Below are 16,966 nucleotides of genomic sequence, written 5' to 3' on the forward strand. Positions count from 1 at the left end.
GGCCCGAGAGCCGGCCGTGAGGTCGTCAAACTCAGTTGCTGACCACCGCATCGGCGTCTTCGGCCGTGCGGATCTTAAGACCCTTTTCCTTGGCATAGGCCTCGGACGACTTCTCGATGATAGGGCGCAGCAGCTTCCAGTCGGGCGCGATCCAGTCGGAGACGACGTTCCACTTCTTGCCGTCCCACTGCTGGAAGGTCACGTAGCCGTCACCCTCGTGATTGTCCCAGGAGACGTTGATGGAGTGGAACAGGTCCTTGGCGCCGAGTGCCTCGACGCGCGCCGGGTCGAGCTTGAGATGTTCGAAGCCCCAGCGAACCTCATCGCCGGTCAGCGTGCGATTGCCGAATTTGGCCTGCGCGATGCGGATGGCTTCGACATTGAGGATGCCGTTGACGATGCCGAGATTGTGGTAGACCGAGCCAATGCGGCTCTTGTCCTCGAGATTACCCTTGCCGGCGTCGTAGACCGTCTTGACGATCTCCTTGACGACCGGATAATCGGCGCCCGACGCTTGGGTGGTGATCGCTGTATAGCCCTTGGCGGCGTCACCGGCGGGGATGACGTCCTCTTCGGAGTTGGACCAGACATTGCCGACGATGTGATCGGCCGGGAAGCCGGTCTTCTGGGCGGTCTTCAGAGCGACCGGGTTCATCACGCCCCAGCCGCGCAGCACGACATAGTCGGGATGCTCGCGACGGATCGTCAGCCACTGCGCCTGCTGTTCGTTGCCCGGATGCGGAACCTCGATCTGCGACAGTTCGAAGCCATATTTCTGGGAAAGCAGCTCATAGATCGGGATCGTCTCCTTGCCGTAGGGCGAGCCGTGATAGAGCACCACGATCTTCTTGCCCTTGAGCTTGTCCAGGCCGCCTTCCTTGGAGGCGATATAGTTCACGATGCCCGAGGTTTCGCTGTAGGGATTGAGCAGCAGCGGGAAGACGTAAGGAAACACGCGCCCGTCGGTGGTGTCGGTGCGGCCGTGGTTGATGGTGATCAGCGGCACCTTGTCGTCGGTGATGCGGTCGATCATGGCGTAGGCGATGCCGACCGACAGCGGGTTCCAGGCGGCGATGCCCTGATTGCTCTTCAATCGTTCGTAGACCTCGACGCCCTTCTCGACCTCATACTGGGTCTCGCCCTCGCTCCAGGTCAGCTTGACGCCATTGACGCCGCCGTCGCGGATGTTGATCAGGTTGAGATAGTCGATGAAGCCGCCGAAGAAGCCGGTGCCGCCGGCGGCGTAGGGGCCGACGCGGTAGCTCTGCAGCGGGAAATACTGTTCGTCGGCGTGCACAGCTGTCGTGCCGAGCACGAAAGCGGTGGCGATCGCCGCTTTCTTGAGGTGACTGAAGAAGGTCATGAGTTTCGTCTCCTGAGGTTGTGGGTCCGTGAGAGAATGTCGAGCGGCGCTCAGCTGGACCTTGAGCCGATCCGTCGTTTCAGGCGGTCAAAGAGGGCCGACAGCCCGTTCGGTTCCGCGATGAGGAAGATGATGATGAGGGCGCCAAGCACGATGCGCTGGCTCATGTCGAGCACACCCGAATCGAATAAGCCGCCGAATACGAAGGCGCCGAACCGGGACAGAAAGAGCGGGAAGACGACGATGAACGCCGCCCCCAGAAAGGCGCCGCGTATCGATGCCAGCCCACCGATGATGATGATAAACAGGATCTGGAACGAGCGGTCGAGATTAAAGCCGGCTGGCTCGACGGTGCGCAGATAGGTGAAAGCCCACAGCACGCCGGCGACGCCGATGATGAAGGACGAAATGGCGAACGCCAGCAGCTTGGTCCGCAGCACCGGAACGCCGATCACGCGCGCGGCGGTTTCGTTGTCGCGCACCGCGATGAAATTGCGGCCGGTGGCGCTGTTGACCAGCCGCCAGACCAGCGCCGTTAGCACGATGACAGTGGTGACCGAGAGCAGGTAGCGTCCGGTGGCGCTGTCGAGCGAAAACCAGGCAACGGCAAGATGCGGCGCGGAAATCACCCCTGACGGATTGTCGTTGGAGAACCAGCCGAACTTGGTCAGCGCCCACTGCACGAAAAACTGGGCGGCGAGCGTCGAGACGGCGAGATAGAAGCCGCGCAGGCGCAGGCTCGGCAATCCGAAGATTACGCCGATGCCGGCTGCTGAAATCCCGGCCAGGATCATGGTCGCGACCAGCGGCAGTCCGTCGACCCTCAGGTTAAAATTGTATGCGGCGAACGCCCCGACCGCCATAAAGGCGGAAGAGCCCAACGAAAGCTGGCCGCAATAGCCGGTCAAAAGGTTGAGGCCGACCGCCGCCAGGCTGAGCGCCAGGAACGGCAGCAGGATTGCCTCTACCAGATAGCTCGACGCATAGGCCGGGATCAGCCCGTAGGCGACGACGATCAGCACGGCCGGCAAAGCGAATTTCCGGGCGATTTTCAGCCAGTCGATTGGAAGTCTTGCGGCATCGAACGCTTGCACGGCCATCGGTCAGACCCTTTCGACAGTCTTCTGGCCGAACAGGCCAGATGGACGCACTAACAGAACGACCAGCGCCAGCGCATAGGCGAACCAGCCTTCAATGCCGCCGCCGACGAAGGGCCCGAGATAGACCTCGGCGAGTTTTTCACTTGCGCCGATGATGAGGCCGCCAATGATGGCGCCAAGGATGGAATCGAAGCCGCCAAGCACGAGCACCGGCAGTGCCTTCAGCACGATCAGCGACAGCGAGAATTGAACGCCGAGGCGTGCACCCCACAAAAGTCCCGCGACGAGCGCCACGAAGCCGGCGGCCGTCCACACCGTTCCCCAAATTCGGGGGAGGCGCAGCCCGACGGCAAGTGCCGCGAACTGGTCGTCGGCGACGGCGCGAAACGCCAGCCCGACGCGGGTCCAGTAGAAGAATGCGCTCAAGCCCGCCACCATCGCCGCGGCAATGCCAGCTGCGAGAAGATCGAACGACGAGATCAGAATACCGCCGACTTCAAAGGGCGTGTCGTCGATGCCTAGATCGAGCCCATGGACCTGCGTGCCCCAGATCAGCTGGGCTGCACCCTCGATGATGTAGGACAAGCCAAGCGTGGCCATGAAGAGGGTCATCGGCGAGCGGTTGACCAGCGGTCTGAGCACGGTTCGCTCGATGGTGAAACCAAGGGCAACCATGACCGCGAAGGTTATCAGCAGTGCAAGCGCAAACGGGATGCCGCGTTCGACCAGGCTGACAAAGGTCAGTGCTGCAAAAAGCACCATCGACCCTTGCGCGAAGTTCAGCACGCCCGACGTCTTGTAGATCAGCACGAAGCCGATGGCGACGAGCGAATACATGACGCCAGAGAGCAAGCCGCCGACCAGCACCTCGATGACGAAGAGAAAATCGTAGTAGCTCATCAGATACCCTCGCCATCTTCGCCTTCGGCGATGCCGAGATAGGCCCGGATCACTTCTGGATCGGCGCGCACTTCGGCCGGCGTGCCGTCGGCGATCTTGCGGCCGTAGTCGAGCACGGCGACGCGGTCGGACAGGCCCATGACGACGCCGATGTCGTGCTCGATCAGGATGATGGTGACGTCGTGCCGGTCGCGCGCAGCGCGCACGAAACCGGCCATCTCGGCTTTCTCGGTCGCCGTCATGCCGGCCATAGGTTCGTCGAGCAACAGGATCTTCGGCTCCGCAACCAGCGCGCGGGCCAGTTCGACCCGCTTCTGTAGCCCGTAGGGCAGCGTCGCGACCAGGCGATCGGCGACGGGCTCCAGATGCAGGAAGGCGATTGTCTGGTCGACCTTTTCGGAGATTCCCGCATCTTCGCGCCGGGCGCGCGGCAGGCCCGCAATATGGTCGACGAAACTGGCGCGCCTGGTGTGGACCCGGCCCGACGCAATGTTGTCGCGCACTGAAAGCCCGGGAAACAGTGCCAGGTTCTGGAAGGTCCGCGCGACGCCCAGCCGTGCCAGACGGCTCGCCGGCACACGGGAGAATGACTGGCCGGCGATCGCGATCTTGCCTTGGTCGGCGTGATAGAGGCCGCTGATGATGTTGATCAGCGAGGATTTGCCGGCGCCGTTGGGGCCGATCACGGCGCGAATTTCGCGGCTCTTTACCTCGAGGTCGACATCGCTCAGGGCCGTGACGCCGCCGAAGGATATGCCGATCCCGCTCAGAGCCAGGATCGCATCGGCCTTTGCCGGCAGTCGCGCCTGGCCCGTGTCCGCAACAGGACCAGCGCCAGCAAGAATGCCGGAGATTTCGGGCGCACGCTCGTATGCGGCGGCCCCCAGCGAAGCACCAATCATGACACGTTCCTGATTTTTGAAGTAGCGCGCGGCCCTCAGGCCGCGCGGTTCTATTCCGCGGCGACAAGCTCCCTGTCGCGCGCCGCTTCCAGTTCGCGCACCAGCGGGATGACATGCTTGCCAAAGAACTCGACCTCTTCCTGGAAGTGCAGGAAGCCGAGCAGGATCAGACTGGCTCCGGCATCCTTCAGCTTGAGGATGCGTTCGGCGATCTGTTCCGGCGTGCCGATGAGGTTGCTGCGGAAGCCGTCATTGTATTGCACGAGATCCTCAAGGGATGACTTCGCCCAGTTGCCTTCGCCTTCGGGCGACGCCTTGCCGGCATTCTTGACCTGGTCGGCGAAACCCTGGACCGCCTCGGGGTTGGCCTTGGCGACGATCTCGTCCAGCACAGCGCGCGCTTCCGCCTCAGTTTCGCGAGCAATGGCAAAGGCGTTGACGCCAATCTTGACCTTGTGGCCGTTGGCCTTCGCCTTGGCCTGGATATCGTCGACCTGCTTCCTGATTTCTTCCGGCGTGTTGCCGTTGGTGAAATACCAGTCGGAGACACGCGAAGCCATGTCGCGCGCGGCCCGCGATGAGCCGCCCTGGAAGATTTCGGGCTGGGGATCAATCGGCTTCGGCTTCATCGAATAGTTTGTGAAGCGATAGAAATCGCCCTTTAGCGTGAAATTGTCCTCGGTCCAGATGCCGCGCAAGGCACGGATGAATTCCTCCGAGCGACGATAGCGCTCGTCATGGTCGAGCCAGAGTTCGCCGATGGCTGCGAACTCGCCGCGGAACCAGCCACTGACGACGTTGACGGCAACGCGGCCATTGGTCAGGTGATTGATGGTGGCGATCTGCTTGGCTGCCAGCGCAGGATTCCACGGACCAGGCAGAATGGCGGCAATGACCTTGAGCGTCGTGGTGGCGGCAAGCAGCGCGTGGCTGAACGACACGGATTCATGCTGGTTGTCGGCACCGTAGCCGGCGGTGAAGCGGATCTGGCTCAGCGCATAGTCGAAGCCGTTGGCCTCGGCGATCTGGGCAAGCTTGCGGTTGTAGTCGATGTCCCAACCGGTCCGCTGCTCGATGTTGGAGATGACCAGTCCCCCGGAGACGTTCGGGACCCAATAGGCGAATTTGATGGCGTCGGAATGCGAGGTCATGGTTGTTGTCCCCTTCTTGATTGGCTCAGCCGACGCGTGCTGCGACGGCGGTGTTTGCGTGACTGGAATTGACCAAGGAGACCGCTTCGGTAGCGGCCCGTGAAATGCGCTCAGTAATGGCCGCGCCGACGATTTCGGCTCCGATGAAATCGTCGGGCGCGCCGTAAACGCCTGTTGGGACGGTGACGGCGCCGAAAAAGCCGAACAACGGGCGGAGCTGATGTTCGAGAACCAGGCCGTGGTAGGGGCTACCGCCGGTCGCCGCGAGCAGCACAGTCTTGCCGGCCAGCGCGCGATAATCGACGAGGTCGAACAGGTGCTTGAGCGCGCCGGTGTAGGACGCCCTATAGACGGGCGTTCCGACCACCAGCAGGTCGGCCTTCTCCACGCGCTGGATGATTGCTTCACCGGTCGCGCCGAGCGCGCCGCGGGAAAGCCCGGCGAAAAGCGAAGGCGCTGCCTCGGTGATTTCGATCAGCCCGGTGTCGGATGGGACACGCGATGCGATCGCCTTGACCAGCGCATTCACCACCGCCGTGGTGCGGGATGGCGTGCTAACGCCGCCTGATATTCCTAAAACTGATAGCCGTACCAACTCGTCTATCTCCCAGGCCCTGCATGCGCATCGGGTCATTTCCAAACCGGAGGAGACGATATTCGACAAAATCTATAGAGATAAGAAACTAGGTTTCGATTTTGGGCCCTTCAGGAGAAAAATCGGGTTCGGCTAATGTTCGGTAGCAACGTCCATCTGGTGACGGCCGAGACTGATCAAAAACGCTCGCAGTCATCCATCGACATTTTCAAACGCCGCAGTGCCTGAGCAATATGGTTCGTTCCCAAGACCAGTGAGACGATGCCTACGGTGTTGAACACGACGACCCACCATTTGCCACCACTCCAGCAGGTTCTGCTTGGTAAGCCTACGGGCGTCGTCGTGGCCGACGAACTTGCGCAAGTTGGCGAAAACGAGAGTCCAGCGCTTACGCGGCTCTTTGCCTTTCCTGCAGAGCGCTCATCAAGGTAGTCGACAAGCAGGCCCTTCAGGGACACGAGCATCCTCAACGGGCTGGGCAGTCGTTAGCAGCGGATGCGAGGGGCTACCTGTGAAGTTGCCCTCGTTTCGCTCGCCACGCCTCGACAACGCCTCATGGCTCGACGAGCCGAGCAAAATACCGGCCGTCCCGGTTTAGGAGATTTCGAACGCGGCCAGCCAGCCCTGCATGTCAAGGGCTTCAGTGATTTCAATGGGATAGGATGGTGCTGCGAGAGAGGATTGAACTCTCGACCTCTCCCTTACCAAGGGAGTGCTCTACCACTGAGCTACCGCAGCCGCTGATGGCGGGGCTTCTGCCATATCGAACCGTCAAGCGCAAGGCATCTGTGAAAGGCTTTGCCAGACAAGTTTCGCTGACAAGCCGACGCCACAATGCTAGCTATCCCTGAACGGCGAGCCGGCTGGTGGCCGGATGGGACGGGACAATGAACGACACGACAATTCCAGCAAAAAAGGCCGATCAAGCAAAAAAGGGCGGGACCAACCGCAAGGACCGGCTGGCAGAGCAGTTGCGCGCCAATCTCATGAAGCGCAAGTCGCAGGCGCGTTCGCGGCGCACCGGCGACGCTGACAAGCAGCGCACCGGCGACGCTGACAGGCAGCGCACCGGCGATGCCGACAAGCGGCCGGAAGGGCTGCCGGCTGCTGAAAAAATGCACAAGGACTGACCGATATCGGCCACACTGGGCCGCCACCTTGGCCAAAGGGGCAGGAAATCCTATTTCTTGAACCAAGCCGGCCAATGGTCTAGACGGGCCGATACTCAAACTGACGAAAACCGGCCTTTCGGGCCGAGGGGACATTCTCTCATGGATCGCATCAGAATTGTCGGCGGCAACAAGCTCGCCGGAAGCATTCCGATTTCGGGCGCGAAAAACGCAGCCCTGCCGCTGATGATCGCGTCGCTGCTCACCGACGACACGCTGACACTGGAAAACGTGCCGCATCTGGCCGATGTCGAGCAGCTGATCCGCATCCTCGGCAACCACGGCGTCGACTATTCGGTTAACGGCCGCCGCGAAAAGCAGAATGAGGGCTATTCGCGCACCATCAATTTCTCGGCCCGCAACATCGTCGACACGACCGCGCCTTACGAACTGGTGTCGAAGATGCGGGCATCGTTCTGGGTGATCGGCCCGCTGCTGGCCCGCATGGGCGAGGCCAAAGTGTCACTTCCCGGCGGTTGCGCCATCGGCACGCGCCCGGTCGATCTGTTCCTCGAAGGCCTGCAGGCGCTGGGCGCCGACATCGATGTAGACACCGGCTATGTCCTGGCCAAGACCAGGAACGGCCGCCTTGTCGGCAACCGCTATGTCTTCCCGAAAGTCTCCGTCGGCGCCACCCATGTCCTGATGATGGCGGCGGCGCTCGCCAAGGGCGAGACGGTGCTGGAAAACGCCGCCTGCGAGCCCGAGATCGTCAACCTCGCTGAATGCCTCAACGCCATGGGCGCCAAGATCTCCGGCGCCGGCACGCCGACGATCACCATCGATGGCGTCGAATCGCTGTCGGGCGCGCGCGTGCGCGTCATCCCCGACCGCATCGAGACCGGCACCTATGCCATGGCGGTTGCCATGACCGGCGGCGATGTGGTGCTGGAAGGCGCCCGCCCCGAACTGCTGCAGACCGCGCTCGACGTCATTGCGCAAACCGGCGCCGAGATCACGCCGACCAATTCGGGCGTCCGCGTCAGGCGCAACGGCGCCGGCATTGCGCCGGTCGACGTGACGACAGCGCCCTTTCCGGCCTTCCCGACCGATCTGCAGGCGCAGTTCATGGGCCTGATGACCATGGCCAAGGGCAAGTCGCGCATCACCGAGACCATTTTCGAAAACCGCTTCATGCACGTCCAGGAACTGGCCCGTCTCGGCGCCCACATCACGCTTTCCGGCCAGACGGCGATCGTCGACGGCGTCGCCAAGCTGAAGGGCGCGCCGGTGATGGCGACCGATTTGCGCGCCTCGGTGTCGCTGGTCATCGCCGGCCTTGCGGCCGAAGGCGAGACGACGGTCAACCGGGTCTACCATCTCGACCGCGGTTTTGAGCGGCTGGAAGAAAAGCTGTCCAACTGCGGCGCGGTGATCGAGCGGATTTCGGCGTAACGACCACAGGGGCAGGCGCTTCAGACTAAACAGGGTCTTCCTGTTTTGGAATGACCAATTGTCGAAGCCCGTGCTGTCGTCATTCCCAATCGATACCCCAAAACCCGAGGCGCTGGCCTCGGGTTGAGTTTGTGTCGCGGTTGCACGGACCGGAAAGACCGCCTAACAGAGGCTGAAACCAACTTTCAGGTGTGCATTCGGCATGGCGGCCCTCAAACTCATTGCGCTCGACGATCAGGATCTGAGCATCGTCTCGGCCCATGTCCAGGACGCCGTGATGAAGGTTTCGGACCTCGAATACCTGCCGTCGGCCAAGCGTTTCCTGCTGACCATGAACCGCTTCGTCTGGGAGGCGAAGGCAGGGCTGTTCAGCCAGCACAATGAGCGGCGCCAGGCGGTTCTGCATTTCGACCGCGTGCTCGGCGCCAAGACCACCGGCATTGCCCGCGACCGCCCGGCCGAGGTGCTGTCGCTCTTGGCAATCAGCTTTGTCGAGATCAGCAAGCCGGCCGGCATCGTCGAGCTAATCTTTTCCGGCGGCGGCGCCATCATGCTCGATGTCGAGTGCATCGAGGCGCGGCTTGCCGACATAGGCGGCGCCTGGGAAGCCACCTCGCGTCCGGTGCACAGGGGCTAGAGCATGATCCCAAAAAGTGGGTACCGGTTTTTGGAAGAGATCATGCTCCAACAAAGGGGTAGATCATGGTGAGATTTCAACCCAATCTCATCATGATCTAGACGCAGCCGATGGCCATCACGCTCCGCCAGTCCGACGCCGGTTTCGAGCAGCGTTTCGCCGCCTTCCTGACCACCAAGCGGGAGGTGTCGGAGGACGTCGACACTGCGGTGCGCGGCATTATCGCGCGGGTGCGTGCCGAGGGCGACGCGGCGCTGATCGACTATAGCTTGAAGTTCGACAAGGCCGATTTGAGCCAGTTCGGCATCGCCGTCTCCAAGGACGACATCGCTCAGGCCTACAAAGCGGCCGATCCGCAGACGGTCGAGGCGCTGAAATTCGCCCATGACCGCATCCGATCCCATCACGAACGGCAAATGCCCAAGGATGATCGCTATACCGATGCCGCCGGCGTCGAGCTGGGTTCGCGCTGGACGGCGATCGAGGCGGTCGGGCTCTATGTGCCCGGCGGCACGGCAAGCTATCCAAGCTCGGTGCTGATGAATGCGGTGCCGGCCAAGGTGGCCGGCGTCGAGCGCATCGTCATCGTCGTGCCGGCGCCGGGCGGGGTCATCAATCCGCTTGTGCTGGTGGCGGCCGACATGGCTGGCGTGTCGGAAATCTACCGCGTCGGCGGCGCGCAGGCGATTGCCGCCCTTGCCTATGGCACCGAGACGATTCGGCCAGTCGCCAAGATCGTCGGGCCTGGCAATGCCTATGTTGCCGCCGCCAAGCGCCAGGTGTTCGGCACCGTCGGCATCGACATGATCGCAGGCCCGTCGGAAGTGCTGGTGGTGGCCGACGGCGCCAACGATCCCGATTGGATCGCTGCCGATTTGCTCGCCCAAGCCGAGCACGACGTGTCGGCGCAGTCGATCCTGATCACCGACGATGCCGCCTTCGGCGAAGCCGTCGAACAGGCGGTCGAGCGCCAGTTACAGAGCCTGCCCCGTGCTGAAACGGCGGCCGCCAGCTGGCGCGATTTCGGTGCGGTGATCCTGGTGGAGACCATCGAGGCATCCCTGCCGCTGGTCGACCGTATCGCCGCCGAACATGTCGAGCTTGCCATCGACGATGCCGAGGGTTTCCTGGCCAGGATGCGCAATGCCGGTGCGGTGTTTCTTGGACGCCATACGCCCGAAGTCATCGGTGACTATGTCGGCGGCTCCAACCACGTGCTGCCGACGGCGCGCTCGGCGCGCTTCTCGTCGGGACTGTCGGTGCTCGATTTCGTCAAGCGCACCTCGATCCTGAAGCTCGGGCCGGAGCAGCTCAGGGCACTTGCGCCGGCGGCGATCGCGCTGGCCAAGGCGGAAGGGCTCGACGCGCATGGCCGCTCCGTCGCCATTCGGCTGAACATGTAGGCGGCCATGGCGGACGGCGATCAAACTCGCGCAAGGCTGATCGATGTCGAGCTCGACGAGTCGATCGGCCGTTCGACGCCCGATGTCGAACATGAGCGCGCGGTGGCGATCTTCGACCTGATCGAGGAAAACAGCTTTCAGCCGGTCAATGATGACGGCGCCGGGCCTTACCGCTTGAAGCTGTCGCTGGCCGAATCCCGGCTGGTGTTCGCGGTCGCCCGCGAGGACGGTGCTGCCGTCGTTACCCACATCCTGTCGCTGACGCCGCTCAGGCGCATCGTCAAGGACTACTATTTGATCTGCGAAAGCTATTACGACGCCATCCGCTCGTCGACGCCGAGCCATATCGAGGCGATCGACATGGGCCGGCGCGGCCTGCACAATGAGGGCTCGCAGACGCTGATGGACCGGCTTGCCGGCAAGATCGACATCGACTTCGACACGGCGCGGCGGCTGTTCACGCTGGTCTGCGTGCTGCACTGGCGGGGTTAGCCCTGGCCGTGGCGCCCCGCTCTATCCTGTTTTTGTGCGGCATGAACGCCGTGCGCTCGCCGATGGCCGAGCAGCTGGCGCGGCGCATGCTGCCACCGGCCACTTTTGTCGCGTCGGCCGGCGTGCACCGGGGCGAGCGCGACCCGTTTGTCGATGCGGTGCTCGCCGAAGAGGGGCTGATGCTGGGCGAGAGTCAACCACGCTCAATGGACGATCTCGAGGACGACTATTTCGACCTGATCGTCACGCTGGCGCCGGAAGCCCATCACGCCGCGCTCGAACTCACCCGCTCGCTTGCCGTCGATGTCGAATACTGGCCGATGCCCGACCCGACCGATGCCGGCGGCAGGCGAGAGCAGATCATGGCCGCCTATCGCGACGTGCGCGAACGGCTGAAAGCGCGGATAAGCCGACGATTTTTGCTTCCAGAAGCAAAAAACGCGGCGGATTGATGCATGTCGCTCAAAAGTGGTCCCGGTTTTGAGACAACGACATGCATAAAACAAAAGCTTGGGTCGCGTCGCTTATGACGCGATCTAAGCGTGTTCACAAGCGGACGATTATCATATAGGTTCCGCCGAAATTCCAGCCTGGGCGCTCCAGGACGCCGGAACTGCAATCCAAGCAAAGGTATCGAATGCCGAAGGAAGAAGTCCTCGAGTTTCCGGGTATCGTGACGGAATTGTTGCCCAACGCGATGTTCAGGGTGAAGCTCGAAAACGAACACGAGATCATCGCCCATACGGCCGGCCGCATGCGCAAGAACCGCATCCGCGTGCTGACCGGCGACAAGGTCCTGGTCGAGATGACGCCCTATGACCTGACCAAGGGCCGCATCACCTACCGTTTCAAGTAACAGCCTGCCGGAAAACCCTGGATCCGGATGATTTCAGGTCTGTCGGCCTGAAATCTGAATCCGGCTCCAAATCAAAGAGTGGAGCATGATGTCGTCCGAAAACCGCTTCACACTTTTCGGCATCATGCTCCGATGAGCAGTTTGCAGAAGCTGGTGCTTGCCTCGGGTTCACCGCGCCGGATCGAGCTGTTGCAGCAGGCCGGCATCGAGCCGGACCGCGTGCTGCCGGCCGATGTCGACGAAGCGCCGCTGCGCGCCGAACATCCGCGCTCGCTGGCCAAACGGCTGTCGAAGGAAAAGGCCGAGAAGGCGCTGGCCTCGCTGAAAAGCGAGGAAGACTATGCGCCAGGCTTCGTGCTGGCTGCCGATACGGTGGTCGCGGTCGGCCGCCGCATCCTGCCCAAAGCCGAGACGCTCGATGACGCCGCCAATTGCCTTGGGCTCTTGTCCGGCCGCTCGCACCGGGTCTATTCCGGCATCTGCCTGATTACGCCGGGCGGAAAACTGCGCCAAAGGCTGGTCGAGAGCCGGGTTCGCTTCAAGCGGCTGCCGCGCGAGGAGATCGATGCCTATGTCGCGTCGGGCGAATGGCGCGGCAAGGCTGGCGGCTACGCCGTGCAGGGCCTGGCCGGCTCCTTCGTCGTCAAGCTGGTCGGCTCCTACACCAACATCGTCGGCCTGCCGCTCTACGAGACGGTGGCGCTGCTTTCCGGAGAAGGCTTCAAGGTCCACACCAGCTGGCACACGGCGCGGCCATGAGCCTGGACGACAAAGTCACGCCGCTGCGCCCGAAGCGCCCCTGCCCCGAGTGCGGCAAGCCATCGGCGCGCGAGACCTACCCCTTCTGCTCGACGCGCTGCAAGGACATCGACCTCAACCGCTGGCTGAAAGGCGCCTACGTCATCACCGCGCGCGATGACGAGGACGAGAGCGACGAGCCGAAGTAAGGTTTGGGCGGCAGTGTTGGCGGCCAAATCCCTTCGCCCCGTTCACGGAGGTGAGGCGAAGTCCGCGCAGCGGACAAAAAAGCCAATTGCTTGGCTTTTCGAACGACGAACGCCCGAAGCGACGGCGAAGGGCACGTGCCGGCAGGCGGATGATGGGCGGCGCCGACCTTCGCAATTGTTGCTTTGCCAGCATCGGTATTTGTCTGCGACAATTGCCCTGGAAAATCGGCGCTTAGGCGCTGGACAGGCCGGATTCCCGTGCTATAACCCACGCGCTTTCAAGGGGCGCCAGCGGGCGCTTTCCTGAAATCCGGTCAGCGATATCTCGTTTGCCGGCGAGGCCCAGATAGCTCAGTTGGTAGAGCAGCGGACTGAAAATCCGCGTGTCGGTGGTTCGAATCCGCCTCTGGGCACCATCCCCTTCTCTGAAGAAATCAATGCCTGGCCTCGTGCCGGCGGCTGCAGACGGATTCTGGACCTCGGGCCGCGGAGTGTGCTGGTGCGCCTGCACAACTGAATTATGATTTTTCGGGGCGCACAGTTTCCACACCCAGCGAGCCTGCCGGAAGCGGCTGCAACAATTCGGCTTCGGACTTCGTCAAATTGAGCCAGACGGACCAATTCTCAGGCTGAAGGACCACCACCTGCCGATTGTGATAGGGCGCGATATCCGGTCCAGGATCGGTCGTCAGCATGGTGAAGCTGGGCGGCTTGTTGCCTACGGCTTCACGCCAGAGCCCTGCGATGGCCATGAACGGAGAGCCGTTGAGGGTGAAGCGATGCTTCGCCTTCGGATATTTGGTGCCGGTGAACTCGAAGAAGGCGGATGCCGGAACGAGGCAGCGTTTGCTGCTCCCGAATTGCCGGCCTTCGGAGCGGAAGTTGAATACGGGTCCGCCTTTTGGTCCGGCCGGTGGAAATCCGAACGTCATCGAAGCCAGTTCAACAACGCCGGTGTCGCCGGCGGCACGCATGATCGGAGCCGGGTCATTGATGTGGATGTCGTCCGCCTGCGGCAGGTCAAGTTCGGTTTGGTGGGCCGGAATCTCGAGTGCCAACGACTCCAGCATCCGGCAATATTCAGCCCAGAGAATATGCTGCTCATAATCGTTGCACATGGAAGGCTCCGAACCGGGCTGTCAGTCTAAGGCAAACGAACAGGCGATGATAAAGTGGTGGGCGCTCAATCCTGACGGTCGCGCTCGACCAGGATATCGGCCTCGATTGCCGCATTGACGAAGGCGGCCCGGGCATAGTGCGCCTCTTTCAGGCCTTCGAGAACGCCAAGGCAGGCTTTGCGGGCGGCAACGTGGTACCGGCCCGTCTTCGCGGGCCAGCGGTTGATGAGGATGTCAGCGGCCTGCGCGACACGCTCCACCTTGTAGATCGTGTTTCTGGACCTGCCGAGCGCCACGCGAACCGGCTCATCGAAATGCTGGTCCTGCATGTTTTTCCCTCCCAATGCGACCGCGAGTCAATTCGGCAGAGCCCGTTCGGTTCCACCGCGCCCCGTAGGTCGAAATCACTTTGCGCGCATCGGCCGTTTGGCGGATTTGATTTGCTTGGTGATCGCCTCTTCCTAGTGCAAACTGCCTGCCGGGGCTGCAGGAGGAGAAATGAGAGCACGCGCAGCTACGATCGGCGATCTCGAAGGTGTTTTCCGGGATTTGTCCAGGCGGATGTCGGACGAATATGTGGCCGCTGGCAAGGACAGCAAGGTCGCCTACGACAATCTGATGATGAATTTGAAGGAAGGCCGCGCTCACGCGCTGGTCGAGGGCGACAAGACGGTGGCGATCATCGCCTGGCATGAGAACAGCGACGCCGCCGACACGCTGTTTGCCGCGCAGGAGGGTTTTTTCAGCGCCGCGACGGTCCGCTTCTGCCGGCGCCACATCCGCCATATCCAGGCGCTCGCCGGCAACCTTCCCATCCACTCACGCAGTTGGCTGCAGCGGGCTGACGTCGCCAAATGGTTCCGCGTCATCGGTTATGTCGAGCGCGGCCAGGAAAACGGCGCCACTGTTTTCGAATTGCCGCCGGCCCGGGCGGCGCAATCGGCGCGTGCCGCATAGGCTACGCGCCAAAGGGGATGCAATCGTAGAAAAACCCACCGCCGGGAAGGCGATGGGCTCAGATATCGGGCTGATCGAGCGCCTCGAAAATTACCCGTTCCAGCGAACCCAAATCCTCTTCGATCTCGCTGACCTCAAGGCCCAAATGCCGGGCATCCAGAGCTGCCAGCGTGGTCAGGGTTCGAGCCGTTGCCTTGTCGGCAGGCAATTCGCCCGGCAGGTGCTCGTGTATCCAGCCTTGCAGAAAATCAACGCCGCGCTCGCTCATCGGCTTATCTCTCCGTTGTCTTGTGACTATTCACCCAGAATGAGCCCGGAAGCGACGATCTGAGCCGTTGCGCGAGTAAGCCTGCCTCGCTTCACCAGCGTCGGTTTTTCGTAGATCTTCTTCATGGCGCGCCTTTCGCGACAGATCGCACGTCAGCAACAACGTCTTTTGCCCTGTCGCGTTCCATGGCGGGCGCTGGGCCTGATGCCCCTGAGCTGGAGAACTCGGCCTCTGTCGAGAACAGGTTGCGAAAACATTGCACGGCGTGGCAACTGTCGGTGCCTATCATCGGGACAAGCAAAGCAGGATCATGGCACGGCCGCCGAACATCGCCCGACAAGGCGCCGCCAGGGCAGGCGTCAGCCTCAACCGGGCGCTTTCCAAACTCGGCCTGTGTTCGCGCAAGCAGGCCGAGCAGCTGATCGCCGAGGGGCGGGTGCGGGTTGGCGGCAAGGTGGTGCGCGATGCCTCCCTGCGGATCGATCTCGGCCGCGACCACATCACCGTCGACGGCGAGCGCGTCGCTGCCGAAGTCAAGGTCTATCTGATGGTCAACAAGCCGCGCGGGCTGGTCACCACCCGCGACGATCCCGAGGGGCGCGGCACCGTCTATGACTGCCTCACCGGGCTCGACCTGCCTTTCGTGTCGCCGGTGGGGCGCCTCGACAAGGCCAGCGAAGGGCTGTTGCTGATGACCAACGACACGCGTTGGGCGAATGGCCTGCTCGATCCGGCGTCGCATGTCGCCAAGACCTATCACGTGCAGGTCGGCGCCGTGCCCGACGAGGCGATGCTGGCGCGGTTTCGCGAAGGTGTGACGGCCGACGAGGAGCTGTTGACGGCGCGCTCGATCGACATCTTGCGCAGCGGTGGCAAGACGGCGTGGCTGGAGATCGTGCTCGACGAAGGCCGCAACCGCCAGATCCGCCGCCTGCTCGGCGCCTTCGATATCGAGGTGCTGAGGCTGGTCAGAGTGGCGATCGGCGGCCTGCAGCTCGGCGAACTCGCCAAGGGTAAGGCGCGGCATTTGACATCAGCGGAACTGGCGCTGCTCGCGTCCTGAGTGGCACGGACCGCAGTGATTGCCGCTCCTGCGAAGCCTATTTCTGGTTCCATTTGCGAAGGACCGGCTCGGTCAAATCATGCTCGTAGCCGAGGATGCTGATGCTGGCGGTGTCGAGCACGAAGTGCGCGCCGCCTTCGGGCGGCAGGCCGAGCCAGCGCGCCGCCAGCACGCGCAGGAAATGCGAACTCGAAAACACCAGCACGTTGCCCTCGATGGCGCGCAGCCCGGCGATAATCGTATCGGCCCTGGCGCTGACATCCGCCGCAGTCTCGCCGCCGGGACAACCATCGCGAAACAATTGCCAGCCGGGGCGCTCAGCCAGAATCTCTTTGGTCTTCACCCCCTCATAGGCGCCATAGTCCCATTCCTGCAGGTCCGGCTTCTTCACCGCATGGGCGCCGAACCCGGCCAGCTTGCAGGTGTTGAAGGCGCGCTGCGACGGGCTCGACCAGACCGCCTTGAAGGACTGGCCCTTAAGCCGGTCCGCCACGCCGCGTGCCGCCGCCTCGCCGGCCGTCGTCAGCGGTATGTCGGTGCGGCCGGTGTGCTTTCCCGACGCGCTCCATTCGGTCTCGCCGTGGCGGACTAGGTAGATTTCGGGATACGCACTGCTCATCGGCGGGCCTCAAGGCTGAATGATCGCACCG

22 protein-coding genes and 2 tRNA genes are annotated in these 16,966 nt (G+C 62.6%); 12 read left to right on the forward strand and 12 right to left on the reverse strand.

The window, feature by feature from the left end; translation table 11 throughout:
* Window positions 1-31 precede the first annotated feature (31 nt).
* From ACWTU9_RS00270 to ACWTU9_RS00300, 7 genes are all read right to left on the reverse strand, one after another.
* A complete protein-coding gene (locus tag ACWTU9_RS00270; protein WP_455856599.1) occupies window positions 32-1,363 on the reverse strand; it encodes an ABC transporter substrate-binding protein in 1,332 nt (443 codons plus the stop codon).
* A 50-nt stretch (window positions 1,364-1,413) separates the two neighbouring features.
* Window positions 1,414-2,463, reverse strand: a complete 1,050-nt coding sequence (locus ACWTU9_RS00275) for a branched-chain amino acid ABC transporter permease (protein ID WP_455856600.1) — start codon at window positions 2,461-2,463, stop codon at window positions 1,414-1,416.
* A gap of 3 nt (window positions 2,464-2,466) precedes the next feature.
* On the reverse strand, window positions 2,467-3,363 hold the full coding sequence (locus tag ACWTU9_RS00280) for a branched-chain amino acid ABC transporter permease (protein WP_455856601.1): 897 nt from the start codon (window positions 3,361-3,363) through the stop codon (window positions 2,467-2,469).
* On the reverse strand, window positions 3,363-4,265 hold the full coding sequence (locus ACWTU9_RS00285) for an ABC transporter ATP-binding protein (protein ID WP_455856602.1): 903 nt from the start codon (window positions 4,263-4,265) through the stop codon (window positions 3,363-3,365). The genes ACWTU9_RS00280 and ACWTU9_RS00285 overlap by 1 nt, the downstream gene beginning before the upstream one ends.
* Before the next feature lie 50 nt (window positions 4,266-4,315).
* Complete coding sequence (gene sfnG, locus ACWTU9_RS00290; protein ID WP_455856603.1) at window positions 4,316-5,416, reverse strand: dimethylsulfone monooxygenase SfnG; 1,101 nt, start codon at window positions 5,414-5,416, stop codon at window positions 4,316-4,318.
* Window positions 5,417-5,441: 25 nt separating this feature from the next.
* Entirely contained in the window at window positions 5,442-6,011 is a 570-nt protein-coding gene (gene msuE / locus ACWTU9_RS00295) for an FMN reductase (protein WP_455856604.1), read from the reverse strand.
* Window positions 6,012-6,674: 663 nt separating this feature from the next.
* A tRNA-Thr gene (locus tag ACWTU9_RS00300) sits at window positions 6,675-6,749 on the reverse strand.
* A 149-nt stretch (window positions 6,750-6,898) separates the two neighbouring features.
* On the opposite strand from ACWTU9_RS00300, the gene ACWTU9_RS00305 reads away from it, so the two are divergent.
* From ACWTU9_RS00305 to ACWTU9_RS00350, 10 genes are all read left to right on the forward strand, one after another.
* Entirely contained in the window at window positions 6,899-7,141 is a 243-nt protein-coding gene (locus ACWTU9_RS00305; protein WP_455856605.1) for a hypothetical protein, read from the forward strand.
* Window positions 7,142-7,282: 141 nt separating this feature from the next.
* A complete protein-coding gene (gene murA / locus ACWTU9_RS00310; protein ID WP_454587973.1) occupies window positions 7,283-8,575 on the forward strand; it encodes a UDP-N-acetylglucosamine 1-carboxyvinyltransferase in 1,293 nt (430 codons plus the stop codon).
* A gap of 202 nt (window positions 8,576-8,777) precedes the next feature.
* A complete protein-coding gene (locus ACWTU9_RS00315; protein WP_455856606.1) occupies window positions 8,778-9,212 on the forward strand; it encodes a DUF2948 family protein in 435 nt (144 codons plus the stop codon).
* A gap of 110 nt (window positions 9,213-9,322) precedes the next feature.
* Complete coding sequence (hisD, locus tag ACWTU9_RS00320; protein ID WP_455856607.1) at window positions 9,323-10,615, forward strand: histidinol dehydrogenase; 1,293 nt, start codon at window positions 9,323-9,325, stop codon at window positions 10,613-10,615.
* 6 nt (window positions 10,616-10,621) lie between these two features.
* Entirely contained in the window at window positions 10,622-11,107 is a 486-nt protein-coding gene (locus tag ACWTU9_RS00325; protein WP_454578126.1) for a UPF0262 family protein, read from the forward strand.
* Window positions 11,095-11,559, forward strand: a complete 465-nt coding sequence (locus ACWTU9_RS00330; RefSeq protein ID WP_454588172.1) for an arsenate-mycothiol transferase ArsC — start codon at window positions 11,095-11,097, stop codon at window positions 11,557-11,559. The genes ACWTU9_RS00325 and ACWTU9_RS00330 overlap by 13 nt, the downstream gene beginning before the upstream one ends.
* 185 nt (window positions 11,560-11,744) lie before the next feature.
* Window positions 11,745-11,963 carry a translation initiation factor IF-1 gene (gene infA, locus ACWTU9_RS00335; protein WP_006329283.1) on the forward strand — a complete coding sequence of 73 codons (219 nt, stop codon included), beginning with the start codon at window positions 11,745-11,747 and terminating at the stop codon, window positions 11,961-11,963.
* Window positions 11,964-12,095: 132 nt separating this feature from the next.
* The gene (locus ACWTU9_RS00340; RefSeq protein WP_454587976.1) at window positions 12,096-12,722 is read left to right on the forward strand and encodes a Maf-like protein; all 627 of its coding nucleotides are present in this window, start codon (window positions 12,096-12,098) and stop codon (window positions 12,720-12,722) included.
* Window positions 12,719-12,910 carry a DNA gyrase inhibitor YacG gene (gene yacG / locus ACWTU9_RS00345; RefSeq protein ID WP_142869784.1) on the forward strand — a complete coding sequence of 64 codons (192 nt, stop codon included), beginning with the start codon at window positions 12,719-12,721 and terminating at the stop codon, window positions 12,908-12,910. The genes ACWTU9_RS00340 and yacG overlap by 4 nt, the downstream gene beginning before the upstream one ends.
* A gap of 340 nt (window positions 12,911-13,250) precedes the next feature.
* Window positions 13,251-13,326: transfer RNA gene (locus ACWTU9_RS00350), tRNA-Phe, on the forward strand.
* 102 nt (window positions 13,327-13,428) lie between these two features.
* Here the strand turns inward: ACWTU9_RS00350 and ACWTU9_RS00355 are convergent.
* Both ACWTU9_RS00355 and ACWTU9_RS00360 read right to left on the reverse strand, forming a co-directional pair.
* On the reverse strand, window positions 13,429-14,028 hold the full coding sequence (locus ACWTU9_RS00355; RefSeq protein ID WP_454587977.1) for an SOS response-associated peptidase: 600 nt from the start codon (window positions 14,026-14,028) through the stop codon (window positions 13,429-13,431).
* Window positions 14,029-14,093: 65 nt separating this feature from the next.
* The gene (locus ACWTU9_RS00360) at window positions 14,094-14,357 is read right to left on the reverse strand and encodes a DUF982 domain-containing protein (protein ID WP_454587978.1); all 264 of its coding nucleotides are present in this window, start codon (window positions 14,355-14,357) and stop codon (window positions 14,094-14,096) included.
* Window positions 14,358-14,526: 169 nt separating this feature from the next.
* On the opposite strand from ACWTU9_RS00360, the gene ACWTU9_RS00365 reads away from it, so the two are divergent.
* Window positions 14,527-14,985 carry a hypothetical protein gene (locus ACWTU9_RS00365; RefSeq protein WP_455856608.1) on the forward strand — a complete coding sequence of 153 codons (459 nt, stop codon included), beginning with the start codon at window positions 14,527-14,529 and terminating at the stop codon, window positions 14,983-14,985.
* A 58-nt stretch (window positions 14,986-15,043) separates the two neighbouring features.
* Here the strand turns inward: ACWTU9_RS00365 and ACWTU9_RS00370 are convergent, their stop codons facing one another.
* Entirely contained in the window at window positions 15,044-15,253 is a 210-nt protein-coding gene (locus ACWTU9_RS00370; protein WP_455856609.1) for a DUF768 domain-containing protein, read from the reverse strand.
* A gap of 26 nt (window positions 15,254-15,279) precedes the next feature.
* On the reverse strand, window positions 15,280-15,378 hold the full coding sequence (locus ACWTU9_RS00375) for a putative RiPP precursor (protein WP_455856610.1): 99 nt from the start codon (window positions 15,376-15,378) through the stop codon (window positions 15,280-15,282).
* A gap of 185 nt (window positions 15,379-15,563) precedes the next feature.
* Here ACWTU9_RS00375 and ACWTU9_RS00380 point away from each other — a divergent pair, with 185 nt between their 5' ends.
* A complete protein-coding gene (locus tag ACWTU9_RS00380; RefSeq protein WP_455856611.1) occupies window positions 15,564-16,316 on the forward strand; it encodes a pseudouridine synthase in 753 nt (250 codons plus the stop codon).
* 37 nt (window positions 16,317-16,353) lie between these two features.
* Here the strand turns inward: ACWTU9_RS00380 and ACWTU9_RS00385 are convergent, their stop codons facing one another.
* Window positions 16,354-16,935 (reverse strand): histidine phosphatase family protein, encoded by a 582-nt coding sequence (locus ACWTU9_RS00385; RefSeq protein WP_455856612.1) that lies wholly within the window; start codon window positions 16,933-16,935, stop codon window positions 16,354-16,356.
* Window positions 16,936-16,966: the final 31 nt, after the last annotated feature.

Source organism: Mesorhizobium sp. 128a (assembly GCF_053848025.1).